General features: G+C 53.2%; 19 protein-coding genes. 11 read left to right on the top strand and 8 right to left on the bottom strand.

Annotated features, from left to right (window positions below):
- Positions 1 to 35: 35 nt before the first annotated feature.
- From ACF8PK_RS12350 to ACF8PK_RS12330, 5 genes are all read right to left on the bottom strand, one after another.
- A complete protein-coding gene (locus ACF8PK_RS12350) occupies positions 36 to 905 on the bottom strand; it encodes a mechanosensitive ion channel family protein (RefSeq protein WP_004727115.1) in 870 nt (289 codons plus the stop codon).
- 277 nt (positions 906 to 1,182) lie between these two features.
- Entirely contained in the window at positions 1,183 to 2,418 is a 1,236-nt protein-coding gene (gene pepT, locus ACF8PK_RS12345; protein ID WP_004727116.1) for a peptidase T, read from the bottom strand.
- A 213-nt stretch (positions 2,419 to 2,631) separates the two neighbouring features.
- The gene (locus ACF8PK_RS12340; protein WP_014257652.1) at positions 2,632 to 3,840 is read right to left on the bottom strand and encodes a NupC/NupG family nucleoside CNT transporter; all 1,209 of its coding nucleotides are present in this window, start codon (positions 3,838 to 3,840) and stop codon (positions 2,632 to 2,634) included.
- 632 nt (positions 3,841 to 4,472) lie between these two features.
- Complete coding sequence (locus ACF8PK_RS12335) at positions 4,473 to 5,432, bottom strand: DUF4382 domain-containing protein (RefSeq protein ID WP_154179582.1); 960 nt, start codon at positions 5,430 to 5,432, stop codon at positions 4,473 to 4,475.
- A gap of 240 nt (positions 5,433 to 5,672) precedes the next feature.
- Positions 5,673 to 7,046, bottom strand: a complete 1,374-nt coding sequence (locus ACF8PK_RS12330; RefSeq protein WP_392441579.1) for an alpha-amylase family glycosyl hydrolase — start codon at positions 7,044 to 7,046, stop codon at positions 5,673 to 5,675.
- A 315-nt stretch (positions 7,047 to 7,361) separates the two neighbouring features.
- On the opposite strand from ACF8PK_RS12330, the gene ACF8PK_RS12325 reads away from it, so the two are divergent.
- Positions 7,362 to 8,015, top strand: coding sequence for a DsbA family oxidoreductase (locus tag ACF8PK_RS12325; protein WP_004727121.1), 654 nt, complete (start codon positions 7,362 to 7,364; stop codon positions 8,013 to 8,015).
- A 106-nt stretch (positions 8,016 to 8,121) separates the two neighbouring features.
- On the opposite strand, the gene ACF8PK_RS12320 is transcribed toward ACF8PK_RS12325, so the two are convergent.
- Together ACF8PK_RS12320 and ACF8PK_RS12315 are read right to left on the bottom strand one after the other, a co-directional pair.
- Positions 8,122 to 8,322, bottom strand: a complete 201-nt coding sequence (locus tag ACF8PK_RS12320) for a restriction endonuclease subunit S (RefSeq protein WP_004727123.1) — start codon at positions 8,320 to 8,322, stop codon at positions 8,122 to 8,124.
- A gap of 62 nt (positions 8,323 to 8,384) precedes the next feature.
- The gene (locus ACF8PK_RS12315) at positions 8,385 to 10,301 is read right to left on the bottom strand and encodes a methyl-accepting chemotaxis protein (protein ID WP_014257655.1); all 1,917 of its coding nucleotides are present in this window, start codon (positions 10,299 to 10,301) and stop codon (positions 8,385 to 8,387) included.
- Between the two features lie 301 nt (positions 10,302 to 10,602).
- Here ACF8PK_RS12315 and ACF8PK_RS12310 point away from each other — a divergent pair, with 301 nt between their 5' ends.
- From ACF8PK_RS12310 to ACF8PK_RS12280, 7 genes are all read left to right on the top strand, one after another.
- The gene (locus ACF8PK_RS12310; RefSeq protein WP_014257656.1) at positions 10,603 to 11,559 is read left to right on the top strand and encodes a MoxR family ATPase; all 957 of its coding nucleotides are present in this window, start codon (positions 10,603 to 10,605) and stop codon (positions 11,557 to 11,559) included.
- 9 nt (positions 11,560 to 11,568) lie between these two features.
- Positions 11,569 to 12,492 carry a DUF58 domain-containing protein gene (locus ACF8PK_RS12305; protein ID WP_392441576.1) on the top strand — a complete coding sequence of 308 codons (924 nt, stop codon included), beginning with the start codon at positions 11,569 to 11,571 and terminating at the stop codon, positions 12,490 to 12,492.
- A gap of 7 nt (positions 12,493 to 12,499) precedes the next feature.
- On the top strand, positions 12,500 to 12,985 hold the full coding sequence (locus ACF8PK_RS12300) for a DUF4381 domain-containing protein (RefSeq protein ID WP_014257658.1): 486 nt from the start codon (positions 12,500 to 12,502) through the stop codon (positions 12,983 to 12,985).
- Complete coding sequence (locus tag ACF8PK_RS12295) at positions 12,972 to 13,940, top strand: vWA domain-containing protein (RefSeq protein ID WP_392441573.1); 969 nt, start codon at positions 12,972 to 12,974, stop codon at positions 13,938 to 13,940. Before ACF8PK_RS12300 ends, ACF8PK_RS12295 begins: the two co-directional genes overlap by 14 nt.
- Positions 13,933 to 15,870 (top strand): VWA domain-containing protein, encoded by a 1,938-nt coding sequence (locus tag ACF8PK_RS12290; RefSeq protein ID WP_392441572.1) that lies wholly within the window; start codon positions 13,933 to 13,935, stop codon positions 15,868 to 15,870. The genes ACF8PK_RS12295 and ACF8PK_RS12290 overlap by 8 nt, the downstream gene beginning before the upstream one ends.
- Positions 15,871 to 15,872: 2 nt before the next feature.
- Positions 15,873 to 17,531 carry a BatD family protein gene (locus ACF8PK_RS12285; protein ID WP_392441570.1) on the top strand — a complete coding sequence of 553 codons (1,659 nt, stop codon included), beginning with the start codon at positions 15,873 to 15,875 and terminating at the stop codon, positions 17,529 to 17,531.
- 73 nt (positions 17,532 to 17,604) lie between these two features.
- Positions 17,605 to 18,324, top strand: a complete 720-nt coding sequence (locus tag ACF8PK_RS12280; protein ID WP_004727131.1) for an SIMPL domain-containing protein — start codon at positions 17,605 to 17,607, stop codon at positions 18,322 to 18,324.
- Positions 18,325 to 18,349: 25 nt separating this feature from the next.
- Here the strand turns inward: ACF8PK_RS12280 and ACF8PK_RS12275 are convergent, their stop codons facing one another.
- Complete coding sequence (locus ACF8PK_RS12275; RefSeq protein WP_392441568.1) at positions 18,350 to 20,476, bottom strand: diguanylate cyclase domain-containing protein; 2,127 nt, start codon at positions 20,474 to 20,476, stop codon at positions 18,350 to 18,352.
- A 303-nt stretch (positions 20,477 to 20,779) separates the two neighbouring features.
- Here ACF8PK_RS12275 and ACF8PK_RS12270 point away from each other — a divergent pair, with 303 nt between their 5' ends.
- The 3 genes from ACF8PK_RS12270 (at position 20,780) to ACF8PK_RS12260 (ending at position 26,291) form a co-directional block, all read left to right on the top strand.
- Positions 20,780 to 21,259 (top strand): murein L,D-transpeptidase family protein, encoded by a 480-nt coding sequence (locus ACF8PK_RS12270; protein ID WP_014257663.1) that lies wholly within the window; start codon positions 20,780 to 20,782, stop codon positions 21,257 to 21,259.
- A gap of 288 nt (positions 21,260 to 21,547) precedes the next feature.
- A complete protein-coding gene (locus ACF8PK_RS12265; RefSeq protein WP_392441565.1) occupies positions 21,548 to 25,354 on the top strand; it encodes a response regulator in 3,807 nt (1,268 codons plus the stop codon).
- Positions 25,344 to 26,291 carry a diguanylate cyclase gene (locus ACF8PK_RS12260; RefSeq protein WP_038151690.1) on the top strand — a complete coding sequence of 316 codons (948 nt, stop codon included), beginning with the start codon at positions 25,344 to 25,346 and terminating at the stop codon, positions 26,289 to 26,291. The genes ACF8PK_RS12265 and ACF8PK_RS12260 overlap by 11 nt, the downstream gene beginning before the upstream one ends.
- Positions 26,292 to 26,374: the final 83 nt, after the last annotated feature.

Here is a 26,374-nt window from a genome sequence, read left to right as displayed (position 1 = left end):
TGCGGTTATCCCTTTAAGCGATCGACGCGTCGAACTTACGCCGCTGCGGATGATTCGGCCACCACCGGCTGACGCGGAAACGCCTTCTCGTACTCTTCCATAAACGCGCAGCGAATCAGTTGCTCCAAATGCGTGGCGCGCTCCGTCGGGCAGAAAATCATAAAATGCACAATCTGCTCGCCCGCTGGCGCGCTGGAGATCTCGATGTGCGGTTCAGCGTTCGGCAAATCGACGCCCGCGTGCTTTTCAATCATGCTGTTGTAACGGCGCGCGACATCGATAAAGTGCGAAAAGTGCTCTTCAATACGTTCATGCATCACCGGCAACAACGGGTATAGATTCACAAACTCGGGCACCACAACATGAAAGTTATGGAACACGTAACGCTTCATGAAGTTGAGATTTTTGACCGGATAAGTGAAAAACATGCTGTTGGGCAGCGTCGCCGTTTTGCCAGTGTAGTGGTACTGGCCGTGTTGCAGGTCAATCTCTTGAATCACCGTCGCCATCATATTGTGTTCAATCACTTCACCGCTGAGTTTGCCCACTTCAATCCAATCGCCAATGCGAAACGAACGCGAACTGGCGCGTTGAATCGAGCCGGTAAAACACAAAATGATCTCTTTTGATGCGACCACAATGGCAACCGCAATCGCCGTAACCGATAAGGCGAACTGGCTGATCTCTGGCTGCCACAGGACAAACATGACCAACAAGGTGGCCGCAAACGTGCCGTTTTTGGTGCTCGACATCCATTTACGCTGATGCTCGGTTAAAAACGCCGCGTCACCACGGATCTGAGACAGCACCATGCGACGCATCATCACCGCAAACAGCAATATCAATAAAGTAAAAATCAGTTTATGCGTTAGCAGATAATCGATGACCGCGTTGAGCTTCTCCATTACCCTCTCCTACTTCGTCATGTACAGCAACTTGCCTATTCATCTCTGCGGATGATGAAACGCTGTGATTCAGTCAAATGTGCGACATTGTAACCAAGCATCGCGGGAGTGTCGGTACAGGCTGCTCGTTCTATGCGCCCTGTCAAAAGTTTCTGCCTCTGCCGCCTAAGTTGTGTACACCCACGGGCGAGCCGCTTGCGCCAGAATGTCATTGGCACAAAAAAGCCGCCATGCGTGAGCACAGCGGCGTTGAATCAAACTCGAAGATGGCGGTGAATTAGGCGTTGTGATAATGGCGCGCAGTCTGCTCCGCCAATTTCACGATCACTTGTACGGCCTGTTCCATGCCTTCGATGGTGATGAACTCATGGATACCGTGGAAATTGTAGCCACCGGTAAAGAGGTTCGGACATGGCAAGCCCATGAACGAAAGACGCGCACCATCGGTGCCGCCACGAATCGGTTTGATCAGCGGTTGAACATCGCACGCTTCCATCGCAGATTTCGCCAGCTCGATGATGTGCGGATGCGGTTCAATCATCTCTTTCATGTTGGCGTAGTTGTCATTGATCACCAGCTCAACATGGCCTTTTTTCAGCTGACGATTCAACTCATCAACGGTTTTTTGCAGGAATGCTTTGCGCGCTTGCAAGCCGTCGCGCTCAAAATCGCGGATCAGGTAATCCAGTTGCGTCTTCGCCACACCCATTTTGGCCGATTTCAGATGGTAGAACCCTTCGTAGCCATCAGTGCATTCCGGTGTCTCTTCTTCCGGCATCATCAAGGCAAAACGCGCGGCGATGTGCATCGCATTGACCATCTTGCCTTTGGCCGTGCCCGGGTGAACGTTCACCCCATGGCAGATCACTTCTGCGCTGGCAGCGTGGAAGTTTTCGTATTCCAGCTCTCCCACAGGGCCACCATCAACGGTGTAAGCCCACTGCGCGCCAAATTTTTTCACATCAAAATGATTCGCGCCGCGGCCAATCTCTTCATCCGGTGTAAAGGCAATACAGATGTCGCCATGCGGGATCGATGGATCCGCAATCAACATCTCAACAGCAGTCATGATTTCCGCAATGCCGGCTTTGTCATCTGCGCCCAGTAAGGTGTTGCCATCGGTGGTGATAAGGTTGTGGCCGTGCAGTTGGTGCAGATCCGGGTATTGAATCGGAGACAGCACTTCATCGCCTTTGCCCAGCGCAATGTCGCCGCCCTGATAATCTTCAACGATCTGAGGCTTTACATTCTTGCCTGACGCATCGGGTGCGGTGTCCATGTGTGAAATAAAGCCGATCGGCGGCACCGCGTAATTCACATTGGACGGCAGTTTCGCCATGACATAACCATGTTCGTCCACACTGACGTCGCTCAAGCCGAGTTCCAGCAGCTCATCATGCAGTGCTTGAGCAAAGACCTTCTGCCCCGTCGAACTTGGGCAGTGGTGGTTTTTCGGCTTCGATTGAGTGTCGTAGGTTACGTAGCGCAAAAAGCGCCCAACAAGATTATCCATAGCAAGTCTCACTGTCTGTCAAAACGCAGTTGAGCTTCTCCTCAACTGAAAGAAAACGCGGTCTATCCCTGTTGGCAAGGCGCCGAAACAGAGATACGCAGTCAATTGCAATCCATAGTACGGATTCTTCAGAGTGATGATTTGCTATAAATCAGTTTTTGGTGGATTAAAAAGAGAAACGCCCTACTCACAAATGAGCAGGGCGTGTCAGCATTACAGCGAGATAAAGATGCCTGCCAAGCAAGCGCTCATCAGGTTGGCAAGGGTGCCTGCCAGCACCGCTTTGATGCCCAGATTCGCCACTTCGGAGCGGCGCTCTGGTGCAATCACCCCAATGGAACCCAACTGAATTGCGATCGAACCGATGTTGGCGAACCCGCACAGCGCAAAGGTCACAATCACTTGCGAGTGCTCGGTCAACAGTGCGCGGTGGTCGACAAAGTCAATGAAGGCCACGAACTCGTTCATGACAATTTTCTGGCCAATGTAAGACCCCGCCAGCAACACATCACTGCTTGGCACACCAATCACCCACGCCAGTGGTGAGAACAGGTAACCAAACAGCGCTTGCAGCGTGATACCGCTAAAGCCCAGTACTTCGCCCAAACTTTCTAAGCCCGTGTTCACCATGGCAATCACGCTGACAAACGCGATCAACATCGTGCCCACAGCCACCGCCACTTTCATCCCGTTCATGGCACCGCTCGCCAACGCGTCAATCACGTTGCTGTCGTTCGCGCTGTCCATTTCGATGTCGCTTTGATCGACGGGTGTATCGCGCTCCGGCACGATGATTTTTGCCATCATCAAACTACCCGGCGCCGCCATAAAGCTCGCCGCAATCAGGTATTTCAAATCAACCCCTAAACCGGCGTAGCCACCCAGCACACTGCCAGCAACTGATGCCATCCCGCCAGCCATCACCGCAAACAGTTCAGAGCGCGTCATACGTGACAAAAATGGACGTACCAACAGAGGCGATTCGCCCTGCGACAGGAAAATATTCCCGGTGGCCACCAGCGATTCCGCTTTACTGGTGCCGAGAAACTTTTGAATGCCGCCACCGATGAACTCAATCACCTTTTGCATGATGCCCAGATAGTACAGGGCTGAAATCAGCGCGCTGAAGAAAATGATGATTGGCAACACGCGAATGGCGAAGATAAAGCCTGAATTGGCAAGGTCACCGAACAGGAAACTAATGCCCGCATCAGCAAAGCCCAGCAAGCTTGATACGCCGCTACTTAGCGATGCCAGCGCGCTCTGCCCCCAAGGGAAATAGAGCACCAGCGCGGCGAAACCCACTTGCAGCAACAGCGCGCGCGAGACGGTTTTCCAATTGATTGATTGACGGCTTTCAGACAGTGCGAAAGCGCACAGCACCAGCACCAGGACACCGATGAATCCAAATAAAATTGTCATTGTTTTACCCAGTTAAAAGTTTGTAATAAAAGGAAAAACCAAAAACTTGGTAAAGGAGGAAACATGCACGTCATCGGCACGGTCAGCAGACAGCGCACCGTGAAGTGTGAACAGTGTGTTCATAGAGAGATCACCTTATACAAGCGTTGGATGGATCGTAGCTGGTCCGGTCCGTGGGGTCATTCACAGTTCCATGTGACGGCTTGTATTGGCTGAGCACCGGCTCATAGCCGGGCGGAAAGTATAGCGATCGAAAATAGAACTTCATCACATTTTTTGACGCAAACGTTCAAGCGTTCAATGTATGAACAATCGATCAACAAATTAAGTAATGGGAGAACCCATCACGCAGCGTGATACCACCGAAGTGCCACCTTGCTTCCAGAAGTGAACAAAAAAGACGCGATCGCCACACGGACATTTGCAGTCTGGCTGATCGCGTCTACGCTTATCGGAGTCTCTCTAAATCCCTTAGATACTAAAACGCTAACAACGTCATTGCCTCTTGTGATCTGTCTTCAGGTCCTTGAGGCGTTTTTATATGTCGTCATCACGACCGCACTCCAATTTAAGTGCCCCACTTTTAGCGATTCAACTTTAGCGCCTCAATGTAAGCACTTCAGTCTCAGCGCTTAGATCACCGGGGAGAAATCCACGGTTTCCGCACCGCTCGACAACGTCACTTCCGCAACTTGGTCTGCTGGTAGTGGCAGCGTTAACCCATCGTACTGCACCGGATCATCGTCATCCCCGTTGCACGTAAAAGCCACGGTGTAATCGCCCAGTGGCAGGTAACCAAACGCATAACTGCCATCATCCCCCACCGCAGTGGAGGCATACGGCGTCACCACGCCATCGGGCACCGGAACATCCGTGTCAAAACTCGCATCGCTTTCATCCACCAAGTCGCCCAGCGTTGACGCCGCGACGCTGCCTTCATACAAATACACGTAATTGCCAGTATCCACGGTGCAGCCCGTACCTTCGGTAAACAGGGTTTGGTCCACCGTACCAGACAAGCTGGCGACATCGCTGTTGTTCAGAATCGAAACACCGTGAGGTTTGAGAATGTAGCCATTGCTCGACCCGCTGTTCCCGCGCATCACCAGCGCATAGCGGAGGTCAAACTCGATGGTAAATGCCTGCGTCGATTCGTTGCTGACGGTAAAGCTACCCAAACGCAACTTATTGCTCGGCTGTTTGAGCGCCTGCGTGCCATCACCATCCACCACAAAATTGACGTTCGATTCGGTACTGACATGCAAAATCAGGTTCTGATACGTCCCGACCGGAATTGACTGGTCGCTGATAATCAGCGCAGCATCGCTTCCCTGATACGCCATCAAGTCAATCTGCTCATAATCCATGCTCGGATCCGACGGATTCACATCAAGGAAAATCGACGAACCGTCAGACTGCACCAACTCGACCTGTGTAAAGCCGACCGTGACAGAACTCGCGCTGTCAACCGGCGCATCCGACACCGAAAAAGAGACTTTAGACGTCTGTGTGGACGTGTCGCCATCACCGCCACCACAACCGACCAAGAGAAGTGCGGCACTGCTGAGTGCCATCCAAGGTAAAGTTTTCATGTTCACACCACTTATTGACATACAGCTCAATTATAGAACAGTAATTTTGTGATTCATGGAAACAATAAATAAACTGGCAGGAGCCTGACAAATTGACGCTTTTTAACAGAACGCTGTCACTAATAAAGCACAAACCATTTTTCAGACGAATAAAATCAATCACCTATCCTCGCTGATAAGGATATGACCTCCCTGTCTTTTCGATCGTTGTCGAAATTTAAGCCGCAGCCACCGCCGCGGCTATTTTTTTGTCTGCGCGTCCGGCGCAACCCACAACATGCGACTCGTCATGGGCGCGGTGTCAATCTGCACGTGTGTACCGTTCGATGCGAACACGTCATCACTCAACACATCGGTTAACGCCTGTGGCCAATTCAATTCAACCGTCTGGCTGCGGGACGATTTATTGATGATCACCACCCCTTGCTCACCTCGGCTGAACACCAACAAATCATCATTGGCTTCAAGATTGACCATCGGCAGTCCGTGCATGCGGTTATGAAACGCAATTCGCGCCACCATGTCTGCCTCGTGCCAGCTCTGTTGCCAGCGCGGCTCACCTTGCGCATTGCGAATGCCGCTCGGATCCAGATCGGTGTAGATCAACGGCACCCCGCCATCTCGTCCCAACACATAGCTGTAAGCCAACGCTTCGCGTTCAGGAGACATCACCAAATTGGCGAACACGTCGTTGTTGGGAATGTCATGGGTAATCGCAAACGTGATCGCCCGCTCTTTCGACAACGCATCCCCGAAACAATACGGATCAATCAACCCTTTTAAGCTACCGCTCGGTTGCAGAGCATTAAACAGCGTTTGAAATAGCGGAAAGTCATACGCACCCAAGCGCGTCTCGGCCAAATATGGCTGCAAGAACAGTTGATACTCTTCTTTGGTCGCCCCACCATCGGTGATGATCTCGCCGAAAATATGCACATCGTGCGCAATCGCGTCGGTCCAAACCTTCTTCAAATGCGCAATGGTCATGTGTTTTGCGGCATCAATGCGAAAGCCTTTGACGCCCAGCTTTTTCAATGCCACCAAGTAATTTTGTTGCTGCGCGACCACATGGTCGTTATCACGCAGCGTTGGCAGACCTTGGTCATGCGGGCCGCCCGTGATCCGTCCGTTTTGCACCTGCCATTTGTCTTTCCAATCGTTGATGCCAAAGGCTTCGACGAAGTCGTCTTCTTCAAACAGCGGCTGAGACAAATCGCCAAACAGGCACTGGTTTTGGTAGTAATCCGGCCGCTGGCGATAGGCCGCCATGTCCGCGTCACTCGGGTATTGTAGATCCAAACGCTGTTTGGATTCGTTGGCCATGTGGTTAAACACCACATCAGCGTACACCCACAAGTCTCGCGCGCGCAGCGCATCCACCATGCGAATGAAGTCTTGCGTGTCCCCCAGCTGATTGTCGATAACGCGATAATCCTGTGGCTGATAGCGCTGCCACCACGGTGTGCCCGATGGGTGTTGGTAAGATTTCATCGGCGGTGACACCAACACGGCTTTATAGCCCGCCTGTTCAATCGTCTCGGCACGTTCTGCAATCAGAGAATATGGCCAGTCGAACGCATGCAAAATGACATCCGTTGGATGAGAACTGATCATGATTTATGCTCCTTCTACGTCAGCAAGCGAAGAATACGGAAAATAATGAATGCAGCTTGCTAATATTGTTGCTGATTATAAATCGACCAATCGCGGCGCAATCCCCCTTGCACAAATAATTTGTGGGTGAGCGACAGGGCGTAGACTCACTCGATTGCACCGATTTGGTTAAACTTTGACTCACTCCCAAGTAACGCATGATGCAAAAGCTATACTGAGTTGCAAGCTTCTAACCCTTTCTGGCCGCCAATTCTGCTCATCATTGAGTCAATTCAAGCGGTTAGGGTTTCATTCATGGTTACGACGGAGATGGCTATGCGTACACTTCGAATTGACATCGTCTCCGATGTTGTTTGCCCTTGGTGCATCATCGGTTACAAAAGGCTGCAAGCCGCACTCAGCATCCTGTCAAACGAAGTTCAGGCCGAAATTTATTGGCATCCTTTTGAACTCAACCCGACACTGGCGCCGGGCGGCGAAAATCTGCGCGAGCATCTGGCGCGCAAATACGACACCACACCGCAAGCGAGCCAGCAGGCGCGCGACTCGCTCATCCGTTTTGGGCAAGAAGTCGGCTTTACCTTTCACTTTCACGATGACATGCGCATCTACAATACCCGCAAAGCACACCAATTATTGATGTGGGCCAACCGGCATTATAAGCAAGCCGCCTTAGAAATGGCCTTATTTGAAGCCTATTTCTGCCACGGGCTGGCAATGGATGAGGACGACGTGCTACTCAGCCTTGCCGAGCAAGTCGGCCTCAGCCGCAGTGAATGCGCGCAAGTGCTGGCCGATGAATCGTGGGCCACCGCGGTGGCCAACACCGAGCAGCAGTGGTTACAAGCCGGGATTCACGCCGTGCCCGCGATCATCATTGAGCAGCGGCACATTGTCTCTGGCGCGCAAACGACCGAGAGTTTACTCAAACTGCTGCGCGAAATCCTGAGCAAGTCCCCCACGCATTAAGGGTGATTCACCGCCGGTTGAGTCGCGCTCGCGCACACCCTGCCCCTGCGCTGAAAAAGAAAAAGGCACCGCGAGGTGCCTTTTCAATTCAAACGTGCCACTTCGCTTAGTGAACTGGTCGGTCTGATTTTGCGAAGAACTGACCGAAGTACTGTTCCATCACTTCCGGGGTCAGTTTGCCTTCGGCTTCCAGCTTTTTCAGCTCAGCCGCAATCGCTTTCTGTTCTTCTAGGCTTGGCAGCGCCACTTCCGGCTCATCACCCATTTCCTGAGACATCAGCTCCAGTTCTTTCTCAAAATCGCTCATTGTACTTACCTAATCATTCAAAAATCACTGAGGGGGAGTTTACCCAACTCCCCCGCCGGATTCTAGAGCTTAAAGCTACCAACCATCTTATCCAGACGCGCAGACAGGTCACGCAGCTCCTGGCTCGCTTCCGCCAACTCTTCCGCCGTGCTGGTGGTGACTTCGTTGATAGCATTGATTTCTTCGATGTTTTGGTTGATGGTGTGGACCACCGTTGATTGCTCCTCGGTCGCGGTGGCCACTTGCGTGTTGCGATCCGAAATGTCGTGAATGCGATCCGAAATGCTCACCAGCACCTGCACCGCTTCATCCGATGAGGAAACGCCCTCAGACGTCACCGCAATCCCCGCCGACATCGCCGACACCGCATCTTTGGCATCGCTTTGCAGCTGGTTGATCATCTTTTGAATCTCTTCGGTCGATGAGGCAGTACGACTGGCCAGATTGCGCACTTCATCCGCCACCACCGCAAAACCGCGCCCTTGTTCACCGGCGCGCGCCGCTTCAATCGCTGCGTTGAGCGCCAACAAGTTGGTTTGGTCTGAAATGTCGCGAATCACGTCCAGAATCGAGCCAATATCTTGCGTGGTTGACGCCAGTTGCTGTACAACCTGACCGGTGCTTTCAATGTCAGCCGCCAATCGGCTGATCGCATCTTTGGCTTTGTTCACCACCACGCGGCCTTCGTCCGTGTTGCCCGACGCCTGATTTGCGGTTTCTGCCGCCGTCGCCGCATTGGATGCAATTTCAGAAATCGTCGCGCCCATTTGGTTAATCGCCGTCACCACCTGAATGGTTTGGTCACGCTGCTGCTGACTGTTGTCGTGTGTGGTATTGGCTTTGTGCGACACCGTTTCTGCCGCCACTTGCAGCGAATGACTGGTCGATGCCACCTCTCTCATCGATTGATGGATCTTCTCAATGAAACCGTTAAAGCCCAACGAGAGCTGCGCAATTTCATCTTTGCCGTCGATCGCAATGCGCTGCGACAGATCACCGTCACCTTTACCGAGATCCGTAAAGCGCTGCGCGATTTGGCGAATCGGGTTGGCAATGCTGTTGGCCAGCACAATCCCCATCACGATGAAGATCGCCGCAACCACGATGGTGATGATCAGCATACGCTGCGCCATTTGATCGAGGTCGGCAAACACTTCATTGACCGGCACGGTGCCAATCACGAACCAGTCCATTGATTTGATGTACAGACTGGCGACAAACACTTGCTCGCCTTGGTAGTCGGTGGTGATCAAGTTAAAGCCAGATTTGTTCAGCAGCTGGTTGGACGCTGCGCCGTACAAGCTGTTCAACGACGCTTTGGCCTGGCTCTTTTGACGGTGAATTTGGATGTTGCCTTTGGCATCGGTCAGAAACACAAAGCCGCTGTCTTCAATCTTAAAGCCGTTTAGAAGCTTCACCATGTCATCCATCGATTTCGACAAACCCGACATGCTGACACCGTTCACCACCTGATAGTTGGCAAACATTTTCACTTCGCCCGTTGCCTCTTGGAACATGCTGACCATGGTCGCATTGCCCGATGACGTAAAGCCAAAGAACCAGCCATCCTGCTGCTGATTCAGCTTGCGTAGAAAACCATTCTGGTTCCAGTAATTCGCGGTGTTACGGTTCGCCACAGACGCGTCATTCAACTTGTATTGGCTACGCACGTTGTTGAGCTGTTGAATCAGCACCGCTTGCTGTGTCGGGTCGATGGACTCGTTGGTGATCGCTTGTTTGATGAATTCGTTGTTCGCAATCTGTTCCGACGCCTGCAGCAGCGTACTCACTTCACGATCGATTTGCGCGCTGATCTGCTCCAACATCGACGGCAGCTCAATGTCTACCAAACGATGTTCAAGCACATCACGCGCCTGACGTTGCGCCATCACCCCTAAAATGATGGTCGAGGCGAGCACGGCAAGGGTAATCCCGAGCACCACCTTTTGTTTAATGGTCATTGTGTTGAATTTGAACATCTTCTCCGCCTTCTACTCTGGCTCATGCTGTTAACGAACAACTTGTCGGCCACTTGAATGAAATCTTGAGAGTTATATCTGATTTTTATGTAAGAATTTTCTTATGTTTCACAAATTTGCAGGTATGGCATGACGAAATTTCTCATCCGTCCCCACTAAGCATGGTCGATGTACGTCATAAACGGCTAACTTTTCGCCAAACGATATCTGCGTCGAAGTTTTTCGGAACTTTTTCAGACAAAACACTCACTAAATGCCCAGAGTAAGCAGGGTAGATAAGCTCCAAGGAGAGTTGGGTTTCATGCAGTCACAGACTTTTCAAACATTACAGACCTATCTAAATCAACAAGTCATCGGCCAAGCATCGCTGGTGGAACAACTGCTCGTCGCGCTGTTGGCCGACGGCCACATTTTGGTGGAAGGGCCTCCGGGGCTGGCAAAAACACGCGCCGTGAAATCCCTTGCCGATTGCATTGAAGGGGACTTTCACCGCATTCAGTTCACCCCCGATTTGCTGCCCGCCGATTTAACCGGCACCGATATCTACCGCCCAGAAACCGGTGAATTTACCTTTCAATCCGGGCCGATTTTTAATTCGCTGATCCTCGCCGATGAGATCAACCGCGCACCTGCCAAAGTACAGGCCGCCATGCTTGAAGCGATGGCGGAAAAGCAGATCACCGCGGGGCGCCAAACGTACCCGTTGCCCGAGCTGTTTTTGGTGATGGCAACGCAAAACCCGATTGAGCAAGAAGGCACTTACCCGCTGCCAGAAGCGCAGCTTGACCGTTTTCTGCTGCATCTAGATGTGGATTACCCCAGCGCCGAACACGAGCTGGCGATTTTGCGCCTTAATCGCGGCGAAGCCCAAGGCAGTGCAACAGCGACGCCGCCAGTCGTGACGCAAGCACAGATTTTTGCCGCGCGTCAGGAAGTATTGGCGATCCACATGTCAGAAGCGATTGAGCATTACGTGATTCGTTTGGTGATGGCCACACGTCATCCCGCGCAATACGACAGCAAACTTGCCGAGTGGATTGAACTGGGCGTCAGCCCCCGCGCCACCATTGCGCTCGATCGCTGCGCCCGCGCCCATGCGTGGTTAAACGGGCGTGATTTTGTCAGCCCCGACGATGTGCAAGCGATGCTGTTCCCAGTGATGCGCCATCGCCTGCTGCTGACCTATCAAGCGCAGGCCGAAGGCGTGCATCCCAATCAGGTGATTGCGCATCTGCTCTCGTTGGTTGGCAGCGCGTAAGGTCGACCCATGGCTACCTCCCCTCAAAAATTGCCCCCGCACGCCAACGGCGTGACACTGTGCCTTGAAGAACTGCTGCCCTATCAACAGCAGAGTGTGCGCTGGCTGCCGCCGGCGCGCAGCCTGTGGACGCAGATGGCCGGTCAGCACCAAAGCCGCAGCTTGGGTCGCGGCATGGACTTTGCGGAAGTGCGCCAGTATCAACCCGGCGACGACATTCGTACCATCGATTGGCGCGTCACGGCACGCACGGGCAAACCGCACACCAAGCTGTTTACCGAAGAGCGCGAAAAACCGGTGGTGCTATACATCGACTTAAGCGCGTCGATGCAATTTGGTTCGCAACTGATGCTCAAATCGGTGCAAGCGGCGCATGTCGCCAGCCTGATCAGTTGGCTCTCCGTGGCGCAAAATGATCGCGTCGGTGCGGTGATCGATTTGGGGCATCGACAGATTGAACTCAAACCGACCAGTCGCCGCCAAGGGCCACTGCAGTTAATGGCACAGTTAGTCACCGCGCAGCAAGAAGCGCTCAGCGGTCATTCGCCGGAACAAGCGCCGCTGCACAACGCACTGCAAGTGCTCAACCGCCTGTGCCCCAAAGGCAGCGAAGTCATTTTGATCAGTGATTTCGTTCGCTACGACGACTCACTCAAACCCTTATTCAACCAACTGCGTAAGCATAACCGCGTCCGCTTGGTGCATATTTATGACCCGCTGGAGCAAGGGAACACCGCATTTCGCGGTGTCGAACGCGTCACAGATAACCAACAAACGCGTTGGCTCAACTTTTCGATAAATAGTACGCGTTCAGGTATCAAAAAAGCCTTTGAATCTCAAAAAGAAAAACTAAAATCATTGAGCCAATCTATGGAGATGGATTATCGCTCACTGACTTGTGAGATCCCTTTGCTGCAACAACTGTCCGGATAATAAATATATGAAGGAAACATCGTCGACACCGCTTGAATTGAATGCACTGCATCTGCCTGACGCACCCACTTGGTGGCCTTTGGCCTGGGGATGGTGGGCTGGTGCGGCAAGCATTGTTTTGGTTGTCGTAATTATCATGTTGGTGATTCGCTGGAAACGTAAACGCATGGCACCGAAGAAAACGGCGCTGCGTCTGCTCAACCCGCATCTGAAGCAAACGCCGTCGTCGGCGATTGAACTGCTCAGACAAGCGGCGCTTTGTTATTTTCCACGTGAAGAAATCGCTCATCTGACGGGCAACGCGTGGTACACCTTCCTCGATACGCAGGTGGGTCGCCCCCTATTTGTGCCGAATGAAACTGTGTGGCAGCAAGCCTTGTATCAAAAGCAGAAAATCGCCGACGCCGACGCGTTGGTCGCAGACTGCTATCAATGGGTGAATGATGCGTTGCCGCCAAAGAAAAGGAGACCCGTAAGCGTTGGCAAACATTGAATTTGTATGGTGGTGGCTGTTTGTTCTGTTGCCACTGCCGCTGATTGTGTATCGTTTTTTACCGCCGGTAAAAGAAAGGGCAGCCATTCAACTGCCCTACCTTCCTCAACAACATCAAACCATCGCGCCGCGACAATGGTTCACCAAAGGCTTGGTGATCACACTTTGGATCGGGTTAGTGACCGCGGCGGCGCGCCCGGTGTGGTACGGCGACCCCGTCACCACCTCGCCCAAACACCGCGACATGATGTTGGTGGTCGATTTGTCCTACTCCATGAGCCAGCAGGACATGAAATCCGGCGATCAATTCATCGATCGTCTCAGCGCCGTCAAACAGGTGCTGTCTGATTTTATTGCCAAGCGCCAAGGCGATCGTCTCGGGTTGATTTTCTTTGCCGACCACGCGTATCTGCAAACACCGCTGACACTCGATCGTCAAACCATCGCTCAGCAGCTCAACCAAGCTGTCCTGCGCTTAATCGGCACCCAAACCGCGATTGGTGAAGGCATTGGTTTGGCCACCAAAACGTTTATCGACAGCGATGCGCCGCAACGCGTGATGATTCTACTCAGTGACGGCAGCAACACCTCAGGCGTGCTCGATCCGATGGAGGCGGCCAAAATCGCCAAGAAATATCACACCACCATTTACACCGTCGGCGTCGGTGCGGGCGAGATGATGGTCAAAGAGTTTTTCATGACCCGTAAAATCAACACCGCCGAAGATCTGGATGAAAAAACCTTGCAAGCCATTGCTGATGAAACCGGCGGCCAATACTTCCGCGCGCGCAATCAACAAGATTTGCAACACATTTACGACACCATCAACCAGCTTGAACCGATCAGCAAAGCCAGCCAAACCTGGCGCCCGCAAAGCGAATGGTTTGGTTATCCATTGGCGTTCTCACTGTTGCTGTCGGTGGTGCTGATTCTGGTGAGGAGAAACCATGTCTGATTTCGTCTTCCTCTCGCCACAGTGGTTCTGGGCCCTAATTCCCTTGGGCGGACTGGTGCTGTGGTTAAGCCGCCGAGCGAAAAACCAAACGCTGATTGCGCCGCACCTGGCCACAGCGTTGGGCCTTGCCAGCCCCAAAAACCAACGCGGCGCGTTGCACCTCATCGCGCTCGGCTGGCTGATTGCCGTGACGGCATTGGCAGGCCCGAGTTTTGAGACCCAGGCACGCCCGAGTTACAGCGCCAACAACGCGCGTGTGGTGGTGATGGACATGTCGTTGTCGCTGCACGCGACCGACATCAAACCCAATCGATTGGCACAAGCGCGCTACAAAGTGCTGGATCTCCTCAAAGGCTGGCCAGAAGGCAGCACAGGCTTGGTGGCCTACGCGGGTGATGCCTACACCGTCAGCCCGTTGACCAGCGACAGCGCAACGATTGCCAATTTGGTGCCCAACCTATCGCCGGAAATCATGCCGTTTCCCGGCGCCAATGCGGCAACGGGCGTCCAACGGGCAATTGAGATGCTCAAAAACGCCGGACTCAATCGCGGTGACATCATTCTGCTGGCTGACGATCTCGATGCAAGCGAAAGTAAAGCCATTCGCGCGCTGCTTGAAGGCACCCAGTGGAAACTGATGATTGTCGGCATTGGCACCCAAGCGGGCGCGCCGATCCTGCTGGATGACGGCTCGCTACTCAAAACCGATGCGGGCCAAACCGTCGTCGCCCGAACCGACTTTGCCACCATGCAGTCGCTTGCGTCTGCGGTGAATGGCGTGTTTACGCCTTATCGTGCGGACGGTTCGGATGTTGAACGCATTCTCGCCGAAACGCGCAGCGAACATCCGGTCACTGGCAGCAAAAATGCACAAACCATCCGCGATCATGTCAATCAAGGCTATTGGCTGGTCCTCATTCTGCTGGTGCCTGCTCTGCTACTCTTTCGCCGTGGCTTTGTGTTCGTCGCGCTGCTTGGCGTGACGTTCGGATTGCACACCCCAACGGCTGAAGCGTCGCCTTGGCTCAACCGCGATCAACAAGCCATGCAAGCCTTTGAGCAGAAAGATTATCAGCATGCCGCCGAGCAATTTACGGACCCGCAATGGCAGGGCATTGCTCGCTATGAAGCGAAAGATTATCAAGGTGCAATTGACGCATTTTCGCAAGTCTCGGCACCCGACAGCCGCACCCAATACAATCTGGCCAATGCCTACGCCCAAGCCGGTCAACTGGAACAAGCGCGCGACCGCTACCAACAGTTACTCCAAACCGACCCTGACAACGCGGATGCCAAACACAATCTGCAAGTGGTTGAGCAGGCGCTGAAGCAGCAACAGCAACAGCAACAGCAACAGCAACAGCAACAGCAACAGCAACAGCAACAAAAATCGTCGCAGGGTTCTGAGCAAAAGCCAAATCCATCGTCTTCAAACGGCGATCAAAGTACGGATGCGCAAAACTCGTCATCACAAACAGCCAAAGATGAGCAGAACCCGTCCCAGCCGTCGAATCAGTCGTCGAATCAATCGGCGCAAAACTCAGATTCTGCCAACCCGTCTGAGGCGCAGGCCAATTCGCAGCAAAACCCGCAGAACGCACCTGAGCACTCCCAAGGGCAGAATTCAAAGCCACAACATGGCGAGCAAAATACGCCGAAAGGATCGCAAGCCAAAGCTGATCATGAGCAGCCAACGCAAGCAAGCCAAGCCCAAGCCCAAGCAGAGTCTGCCCCAGCGTCCGACCCGCATGCACAGCCGCCAACGGACGTCGCTGCTCAGGCGCAGCCGACAACTCAGAGCGTTGATCCGCAGCTCAGAAAACTCGAACAGGTCGAAAGCGCACGCGATCCAAGCCAATTGCTGCGCGCGCAACTCTATTTGCAGGCGCAAGACAGAGAGCCTCCACAAACTCAAGGTAAGAAGTGGTGATCATGAAATTGTTACAACCTCGTCTCTCCCCGCTCAATCGTCTTCTTGTCGGATTGAGCACCCTGCTGATGTGCCTCATCAGTGTGTCAGCACACGCTGCAACGGTTTACGCCAGTGTCAGCAAAAACAAAGTCGTCAAGAACGAAGTGTTCCAATTGACGGTGGTCAGTGATCAGAAAGCGTCCGGTGACGACCTGGATTTCAGGGCGCTGGACCAAGATTTTTTTATGAGTCGTCCGAGTTTCAGCTCATCCATGAACATCATCAATGGTAGCCGCAGCAACCGCAGCGAATGGACGGTGTCGTTGGCGGCCAATCGCCTCGGCGTGGTGACCATTCCGAGTTTTGAACTCCATGGCGCTAAAACACAGCCGATTGCGATTCAAGTGACGCAGGATGAACAAGCGCCCAGCAGTGACGATCTGGTTGAAGTTCGCAGCCAATTGTCGCGTTCGACGCTGTATCCAAACGAAAGTGCACTCTTGAAAGCACGTTTGATCATCAAAGCCGATCCACGCCGTTTGCAAGATCCGAAAATCGCGCCACCGACCATCGACGGCATGGAACTGAAAGCGGCGAGCGAGCCCAACCAATATCAAACCGTGATGGATGGCATTCAGGTCACGATCGTCGATCAAGATTTTCGCATTACCGCAAGCCAAGCGGGTGACTTCACCCTCACCGAACCGAGCCTGCAAGGCGCGCTGATCTACGGCAGCAGTTACAACGGCGGCACACGAATTCTGCCACTGAAAACCACGCCAAAGACCTATACCATTCATGTGGAACCCAAACCCGCCGACTATCAAGGCACCTGGCTTCCCACCAGCCAACTCACCTTGCGTGAGCAGTGGCTCGACAGTCAAGGCAAGCCGATTACCGGCAACCGCTACGCCACCAAAGTGGGCGATTCGATCACGCGTGAAGTGACCGTGCAAGTCACCGGTTTGACACAAGAGCAACTGCCCAACATTCATCTCACCTACCCCGATTCGGTACGGGTGTATGACGAAAAGCCGCAGTTTGCCACGCTTGATAACGGCGATGTCACCATGACGCTCAAACAGGTGCTGATCCCACGTCAAACGGGCGACATCACGCTGCCGAAAGTCGCGATGCAATGGTGGGACACCGTCACCAAAGCGCAGAAAACCGCCAGCGCTGATGGCCTCACGTTGAGCGTGGCGGCAGGTGAACCGAGCACCGTGACCGCATCAACGCCGCTGCCTGCTGCGCCCGCGCAAGTGCAAACGGTCACCGTCAACGATGCTGGATTTTGGCCTTACTTGACCGCGCTGTTTGCCCTGCTCTGGCTCCTCACGCTGGGGCTGGCTTGGCGCTGGAAATCCTCGCCCAACGTGACGCAACAAGCGCCCGTTTCGCCTGCGGACCTGAGCGCCTATGCACAATTGCAACAAGCGCTGAAAAACGACGACGGCATTGCCATTTCACGCGCCCTCACGGTGTGGATGCAACAGGCCACGCTGACCGATGCAGAAACGGCGCAATTAACCTTGGCGCTGCACGAACTCAACCAAGCGCGCTATTCCGCCCAGCCGAGTACCTATCGCAGCGGCGAACTGAAACGTGTGGTGAAAGCCATTGAACAGCAGCAGCTCAAACGTAAGAAACAAGTCAAATCACCGTTAGCCAATCTATGAACGTGATCTGACGCCTAACTCAACGCCGATGGTTTGGTCTACGCTGTCGGTGTTGAGTGGAAAGGAGACCAACATGACGCAATTCAACACCAAATCAGCGCTGACACTCGGCGTCAGCCTCTTACTGGGGCTCGGGCTGCTGGGCTACTTCGTGCAACAGGCAGCGGTGAAGTTCAAGGAATACGACCGCATCGTCACGGTCAAAGGCCTCTCCGAGCGAGAAGTACCTGCCGACACCGTCATCTGGCCCATTCAGTTCACCTTGGCCGACAACGACCTGCCCAACCTATTGACCGCTTTGGATGCTCAAACCCAACAGGTGATGCAGTTCCTGGCGCAGCAAGGTATCGATGCCGCTGCCATTTCGCTCTCGGCGCCGTCGGTCATCGACAAAAAAGCACAGCAATACGGGGGCGAAGCGCGCATTGAATATCGCTATCTTGGCACGCAAACCGTCACCGTCTATAGCACGCACGTGGAATTGGTTCGCCAAGCCATCAGCCAAATCGGTCAATTGGGCAAACAAGGCATCGTGTTTAATCACGACAATTACAACAATCGAGTGGAATATCTGTTTTCTGGTTTGAACGACATCAAACCGGCGATGATTGAAGAGGCGACCAAACAGGCGCGTGATGTGGCCGAGAAGTTTGCCTCTGATTCACAAAGCAGCCTCGGCAAAATAAAGCGCGCGACCCAAGGTCAGTTTTCGATAGTCGATCGCGACAACAACACGCCGTATGTGAAAAAAGTGCGCGTCGTGTCAACGGTCGAATATTTTTTGTCTGATTAGTGACTTGCTGTCTGACGAATGCACTTCAGGCCTGTGCGTGGGCGCAGGCCGTTTGATGCGCCCCAACCACACGGTTACGCCCGCGATTTTTCGCGTCATACAAGGCTTTATCCGCCTGGGTGTACATTTGATCAAACTGAATTTCACTTGGCTGAATGCGCGCCACGGCAAAGCCAATCGACACCGTCAACCAATCGCCATCAGGATTACAACCGTGCAAAATCCGTTCATTCTCAACGCTGGCACAAATGCTCTCGGCCAAGGCTTCCACTTGCTGCGGTGAATGATCCGCCAGCAGCAAAATAAACTCTTCACCGCCAATACGGCAGAACCCTTCATCGTGCGCCGCCGTGTGCTGGCTGAGAATATTGCTGATACGCATCAATGCAATGTCCCCTTCCAAGTGGCCATATTGGTTGTTAAACAGACCAAAGTGGTCGATATCGAGCAGAATCACCCCAAAGTCGACACAGCACGCCTCACGGCGTTCGCACGTTTGTTCTAACAGATGAGTCAACATGCGGCGATTGCCAAGGCGAGTTAACGGGTCCATTTTGGCCAGCAGGTCGAGCTTCTCGTTGGCTTTTTGCAGATCGCGTGTGCGATTACGCACCTCGCGCTCCAGATTCTCGTTCAGCTCGCTAATGGCCTGCTGCGCTTTGGCGCGCAGTAACACTTCGGTGAGGTTGGACGCAAACATGCGAATCACATCGCGCAACTGCGACGATAAAGGAGAACGACGAATCAGGTTGTCCGCCGCAATAAAGGCGATCGGTTTGCCTTTGTCGGCCAGCATGGTCATCGCAGTCCAACCAAAGCCGACAATACGGCTGTCGTGATAAATCGGCACTTGCTCTTTGAAGACCACATCGCTCGGGTGGCTGCGCGCCAACGCCACGATGTCGTTGTGTTCCACCGTTGAGCGAAAATAGGATTCATCCACAATGTTGCCCTGAATGTTGGTGCCCCAAGTCCCTTGCAGATAGGTGCACGCTTCATCGGTCAGAAACACCGCCATGCGATCAATGCCCATGCGGTTGATGGCAAACCCCACCGCTGATTTACACACATCGCTGACCGTCAAACAGCGCGACAATTCCACCATGCTGGCGTGCAACATACGCACGTTCTGCTCCTGACGTTTGCGAATGTAGATTTGCGCCAACAGCGACCCAAACGACTCCAGCATCTGTTTTTGATACGCATCGATCGGCTGACGATGCAGGAAGTTATCCATCGCGATCCAACCAAACACATCCTCGCCATCGCGCAGCAGCAGCATGCCATTCCAACCTTGGCCAATCACCTGCCCCGCGGTATACAGCGGTGCATCGTCAATCACCACCAAGGTGGAATTACCGTCGGCCATCGCGTCGAGATAGCGCGCTTCCAACTGATGTAAATCGTACTGGCTGTGATGTTCGCTGATGGTTTGGCCGTGTTCATCGGTGCCATAAGTACCAATGAAGCAGCGCTTTTTCATGTCGAGCAGAAAAAACGCCACGCGGTCAAAGCCCAAACGGTCACGCACCGCCTCCACCGCTGTGCGATGCAATGCATCTAAACTGTCGGGGTTCGCCAGTTCCAGCGTCAGTTGGTGCACCAGCTTCATGTTGTCGATAAAGGTTTCACGCTGGGTGATTTCATCGCGGTATTTGGCTTCACGAATGTCACGATGTTTGAACTCTTGCGCCGCATCCGATTCGGCGCGAATGCACTGCCAGCGAGTTGCAATCAGGTGCACACTATCCAGCTCGCCCCCATTGAGCATCTGCGTCACGCGATCCTCATCCACGGCTTGAATCAGTAAATAGCGGCGCCGCTCGGTATGGTCATCGAGCGTGAGTAGGTAGCTTTCGCCGCCCATCAAAGCACGATACTCCCAGCCACACGTATTGGTCGCCAGAGGAATGAGGCTATCAGACGTCTCGAATTGTGCCGCCCACGACCAAAATGTATCGGGGAACTCGCTTAACGGCGTCGCATCGCCGCACGCAAACAGTATTTCTGGGCGGTGTGATGAAGACGGCGCGTAGCAGATCGACATCGCACGCGGTGTGAGTAACGGTTGCAGAAATGCAAACGTCGCGTCAGCCAGCATCTGATCGTTGCGGCAGGAAGAGAGCGATTTCAGCAAAGTCCGTGAAAGCATAAAAAAGCCTGAAAGTGGAAGTCTTAACCAAGAGCTTAAAAAATCCACCCAAAGCTTCAATCATTCGCCGAAACCGATGTTAAGCACGCCGCAAATCAAGACCGCGAATTTTTGCATTCTGGAGCCAAACGGCATTTTTGGGATGTTGTTTCCAATTATTTTCATCCTCAGATCGCCCGTCATACGCCAATCTCAGAAATAAGACAGGATAAATTCACACTTTTCGAGCCAAAGCAAATCATCGCTGGCTCAAACATTCGCTTGCCACGCATAATAGCGGGCACTGTTTGCGGAATCCTGTGTATGCTCAAAATCGTCTGGCTTTGCCTCTTCTCTCTGTTGAGTACCACCGCCTTCGCCGATGTAGAATTGGTGAAAGTGGACAAATCGAAACGTCGCATGTATCTCATCGACGACGGACACGTGATCCGTGAATTTCGCATCGCGCTGGGAAAATCCCCCAAAGGCCACAAACAACAAGAGGGCGATCAACGCACGCCGGAAGGACGCTACTACCTCGACTTCATCACCGAGCATTCCAATTTTTATCGTTCGATGCACATCAGCTACCCTAACCTGCGCGATCAGCGCCATGCGGAAAGCTTGGGCGTTGACCCGGGCGGCGAAATTAAAATTCACGGCTTAAAGCTGGATTATCAAGGTCGCCCCGAGTTTATTCAGAGCTTTGACTGGACCAACGGCTGCATTGCCATCACCAATCAGGAAATGGATGAATTCCTGCGCTTAGTTAAAATTGGCACTCCCATTGAAATTCAATGGTAAAGCGAACGTCAACACGACGTCAGCCAAAGCCATTGTGTGATTCCTATTCACTTTCTCCGCCACAAAAACCACCACTAATCCTCTGATTGAGCTACAGTATTTGTTAACAACAGTTGCCAATGATGTGTTACAAAAGAACAACATCAAGAGGTTCTCCCTCTGCACATCGATCATGTTTGGTTGTGTGGTGCACCCGCAAGACCGGTTCCTATCACTGGACACTGGCCATTGCCGACGTCATGAAATGCACGACATGCCATGTTCAACAGGGAAAGGTTGAAGGGAATAATGCCTAAGCAAACGCCCCCCATTTACAAAACTCTGCTCAATGTTCTCTGGTTACCGCTGATCATTTTTGGTCTCGGTTATCTGGTCGCCACCTATCTGGATAGTCAACAACAGCAGCAAAACCGTCAGACCATTCAACGCGAGCTGGATGTACGCCTCAAGCAAATCAGCGAAGGGGTGGTCGAACGCGTGACCCTCTACCAATACGGCATTCGCGGCGTGCGGGGCGCGGTCATGACTGCGGGGCTAGACAACTTCGATTACGATCAAATGCAAACCTACACCAAAACGCGTGACTACCCGTTGGAGTTTCCCGGCGCGCGGGGGTTTGGCTTGATTCGCTTTATTCTTCCCGATCAAAAAGACGCGTTTGTCGCCAAAGCCGCGGCGGAACGTCCAGATCAACACTATGACATTCGCACCCTCACGCCGCACAACGATAGCCTGTTTTTGATTCAATACATTGAACCAGAAAATCGTAACCGAGAAGCCGTCGGGCTCGACATCGGTTCGGAATCGATGCGACGTGATGCAGCGCTTAACGCAGCGCGTTATAACGAAGTGCGCCTCACCGCCCCGATCACACTGGTACAAGCGAGTAAAAAAACCAAACAGGGCTTTTTGATTCTGATGCCGATCTACCAGCACAACGACGTGCCGGCACGCATCGACCAGCGTTTACAAGAACTGGCAGGCTGGAGTTACGCCCCGATTCTGATTGATGAAGTGCTCAGCTCGGTGTCTGGGCTCAAAGACGATGTCTCCCTGAGCATTGCGGATGTCACCAACGGCGCGCCGCAGCCGTTTTTCTCACGCGGCACCAATGAAGCCGATACGCCCTATCAAACCCAACAAATTATCTGGCTGTTTGGCCGTGACTGGGCGCTGAACCTGACCGCCAAACAGAGTTTTGTCGATTCGCTGCCGTTGCCGCCCAATGAGTATATTTATCGCGAAATTCTTGGCAGTACCTTGGTGATTGTGTTAATCGTCTTCAGCTTGCAACTGGTCACCACGCGTCGCGCGCAAGCCGCGAAGCATGAAGCAGAACTGGCGCTTGCCACCGAACAAGCGCTAAAAGAGGCCAACGCCAAGCTTGAACAACAAGTTGCCGAACGCACCGAAGCGATGGCGCAGATCAACGCCATGCAGCGTACCATTCTCAGCAGCGCCGGTTACGCCATCATCGCTTCCGACCTTGATGGCATCATTACCGTGTTTAACCCGTCGGCAGAAAAACTATTGGGCTACACCGCCGCCGAAATGGTCGGCGTGTGCACCCCGTCCCGCTTCCATCTGATGGAAGAAGTGGCCACGCGCGCCAAGCAATTGTCCCAAGAGCTGGGCGAAACCATTCACCCCGGTTTCGATGTGTTTGTCGCCAAAGCGCGCCTTGGTTTTGTCGACATCACCCGCTGGACCTACGTGCATAAAAATGGCCATCACATTCCGATTCGCCTGATCGTCAGTTGCCTGTTGGATGACCATCAAGAACCGGTGGGTTACCTGGGCATCGCTTACGACTTAACCGAAACTTTGCAGCGTGAAAAAGAGCTGGCAGAAGCCAAGGAACTGGCTGAGCAAGCCAACCGCGCTAAATCCGACTTTTTGGCCAACATGAGCCACGAACTGCGCACGCCGATGAATGCCATTCTCGGTTTGCTGCAAATTGCACAGAATACCGATCTCAACAAACAGCAGCGTGATTACCTCAACAAGACGCAAAATGCCGCGCAATCGCTGCTGGTGCTGCTCAACGACATCCTTGATTTCTCCAAAGTTGAAGCGGGCAAAATGGAGATTGAGCAGCAACCCTTTTCTCTGCCCGAACTGATGCATGAAACCGGCATTCTGCTCTCCTCCAACCTGCAGCATAAGCATCTGGAGATCATCTATCAGATTGATGAAGACGTGCCGACGTACCTGATTGGCGATAGCTTGCGTCTGCGTCAGATCCTGCTCAATTTAGCGGGCAACGCGATCAAATTCACCGAAGCCGGTGAAGTCAAAGTATCGATCCAAACCGAATCTCACGACGGCGATCGCTGCGTGCTGCGCATCACGGTCTCCGATACCGGCATTGGCATGACCGAAGAGCAACAGCGCATCGTGTTCCAAGGCTTTAGCCAAGCAGAATCCTCCATCAGTCGCCGCTATGGCGGCACGGGGCTTGGACTTTCCATTGTGAAGCACTTGGTCGGCTTAATGGAAGGCAGCGTGCAGGTGAAAAGTAAGCAAGGTGTGGGCAGCGAATTTAGCTTTACCGTCAACCTTGGCTGTGTTGATGAGGAGCGTCAACCCGAGCCCAGTGCGGATTTACCCGACGGCCTTCAAGTCCTGATCGTGGAAGACAACAACACCGCGCGCCTGATTTTCGACGATCTGTTGCAACGCTTGGGTTGCCATGTCACCGCGGTTGCCGATGCAGAACACGCCATCGACACCATTGAACAAGCGGATGCCAATGGCCAGCCGTTTGATCTGCTGTTTATCGACTGGAAACTGCCCGGTATGGACGGCCTGAGCCTGACGCAATCAGTGCGCCACGGCATGGCGCTGAGTAAAACGCCGTTGGTGGTGATGGCGACTGCGTTTGGCCGTGAGCTGTTGGATGAGCACTTGGAAGAGACCCAGTCACTGCTCGATGCGCTGTTGGTGAAACCAGTCACGCCCGACATGGTGAAAAATACCCTGCTGGATGTGGTCAACAACCGCAATCAGCCACGCGATGAGCAACTCGGCTACAGAGCACAATCGCAAGCGCTATTAGGCTTGAAACTGCTCTTGGTGGAAGACAATCCGACCAATCGCTTGGTCGCCACCGAACTGCTCAGCCAGCAAGGGGCCACCATTGTCGAAGCGGAAAGTGGCGTGGAAGCGCTGGCGGCACTCGACCAACAGGAATTTTCGCTGGTCTTGATGGATGTGCAGATGCCGGATATGGATGGTTACGAAACCACGCGGCGCATTCGCCAAATGGCGCATTTTGCCGACCTGCCGATTCTGGCCATGACCGCCAATGCCATGCCGGAAGACAAGGTGGCGTGTCTGAATGCCGGCATGAACGATCACATCGCCAAACCCTTCCACATTGGTGAAGTGGTCGAAAAAATCCTGCAATACACCAGCGCCGTGCAGCAAGAAGCGCCTTCGGTCGCAGCCGAAGAGACGCAGTCGGCGCGCCCGTTACAGGCGATTGCATACGGAGAGACCCATCATATTGATGTGACGACCGCCATTGAACGCCTTGGCGATCGCAGCATTTACGCACGCGTTGTGCAGCAATTTGCCGATGACATTCAGCAGGCGATTCCACAATTTCAGCAACCCCAGCTGCCCGCGAAAACGGCGCGTTTGCTGTATCACAGCCTGAAAAGTGGTGCGGCCAGTTGTGGGCTGGCCTCTCTGGCGAAAAAACTGCAACAGGCCGAGCAATACTGCGCGCAAGATCCCGACAGTGTCATCGCACGCAACAGCAGTTTGCTGGCAGAGGTCTTGGTGGCACATTCTCGCTTGCGCAACCTGCATGACTTGCTGCTCGCCGACCAAGCCGACTCAAATTACCCTGACACCACTGGGGTTAAATTTTCTGAACTGGATTCAAAAATCGAGCAACTTTTCCATTGTTTGAAGACATCGAACATGGCTGCAATGAGTTTATTTGATGAAATTCATGAGCAACTTCAATATATTGATGCATATCAGACAGAGGAACTGTCTACGCATATGCAGAATCTGGCGTTCGAACAAGCCGCTGCAATTTTAGGACAAATCAAAACGAAAAAAGGCTTAGCCGATGCATCATAACTCTTTTTCTCCAGAGTTAATGGCAGAACCCAAATTCACCGTGTTAGTGGTCGATGATCAGCCCACCAATATTCAGTTGATCTACCAATTACTGAAAAAAGAGTACGATGTTCTGATGGCCACCTCCGGCCAACAAGCGCTCGCGGTATGCCGCGAACACAAACCGGATCTGATTTTGATGGATGTGTTGATGCCAGACATGAACGGCTGGGACACCTGTCAAACCCTCAAACGCGATCCGGACATCGCCACCATTCCGGTCATTTTCGTCACCGCCCTCACCGATCAAGACGATGAAAATGCCTGTTGGGATGCGGGCGCGGTCGATTTTCTACAAAAACCGATCAACGCCAATACCCTTAAACACCGCGTTCGCGCGCATCTGACCTTAAAGCATCAATCCGATTTGCTGCGCTCACTGGCTTATGTCGATGGCCTGACGGGGGTGAGTTCACGCCGCCATTTTGATCAGTACCTCGACACGCAATTGGGCCATGCCTTTCGTAAACAGGAAAGTTTGGGCGTGCTGTTAATCGACATCGACTTTTTCAAGCAGTACAACGATCGCTACGGCCATATCGCCGGAGATGACGCGCTGCGCCAAGTCGCGCAAAACCTCAAGCAGAGCTGCCTGCGTTCGACAGATCTCGTGGCACGCTACGGCGGTGAAGAGTTTGTGATGGTGCTGCCCGATACCGACGAAGCGGGGCTGGCGCACATTGCCCAGCGCATCAAACATCAACTTGAACAGCAGGCGATCGCGCACACCGGTTCGCCAACTGCGCTGCTCACCGTCAGCGCGGGCGGCGCAATTTATTGGCCGGGAGAGCAACCGGGCAGCACCGAAGCGATGTTGATGCTCGCCGACACCATGCTCTACAAAGCCAAAGCGCAAGGACGCAATCAAAGCTGCGTCGAAGCGCTTCAGCTCAAATAACGCCCCGCAAAATAGCGGACAAAAAACGGAACCCTCAGCCTAGCTGGGGGTTTTTCTCTAGACAAAAAAGAGCCACGACAAAG

Origin of the sequence: Vibrio sp. CJQ_6 (genome assembly GCF_043106745.1) — a bacterium.
GTDB lineage: Bacteria > Pseudomonadota > Gammaproteobacteria > Enterobacterales > Vibrionaceae > Vibrio > Vibrio furnissii.
The sequence above is the reverse complement of the archived record's forward strand: the minus strand, read 5'-3'. Positions and strand labels throughout refer to the sequence as shown.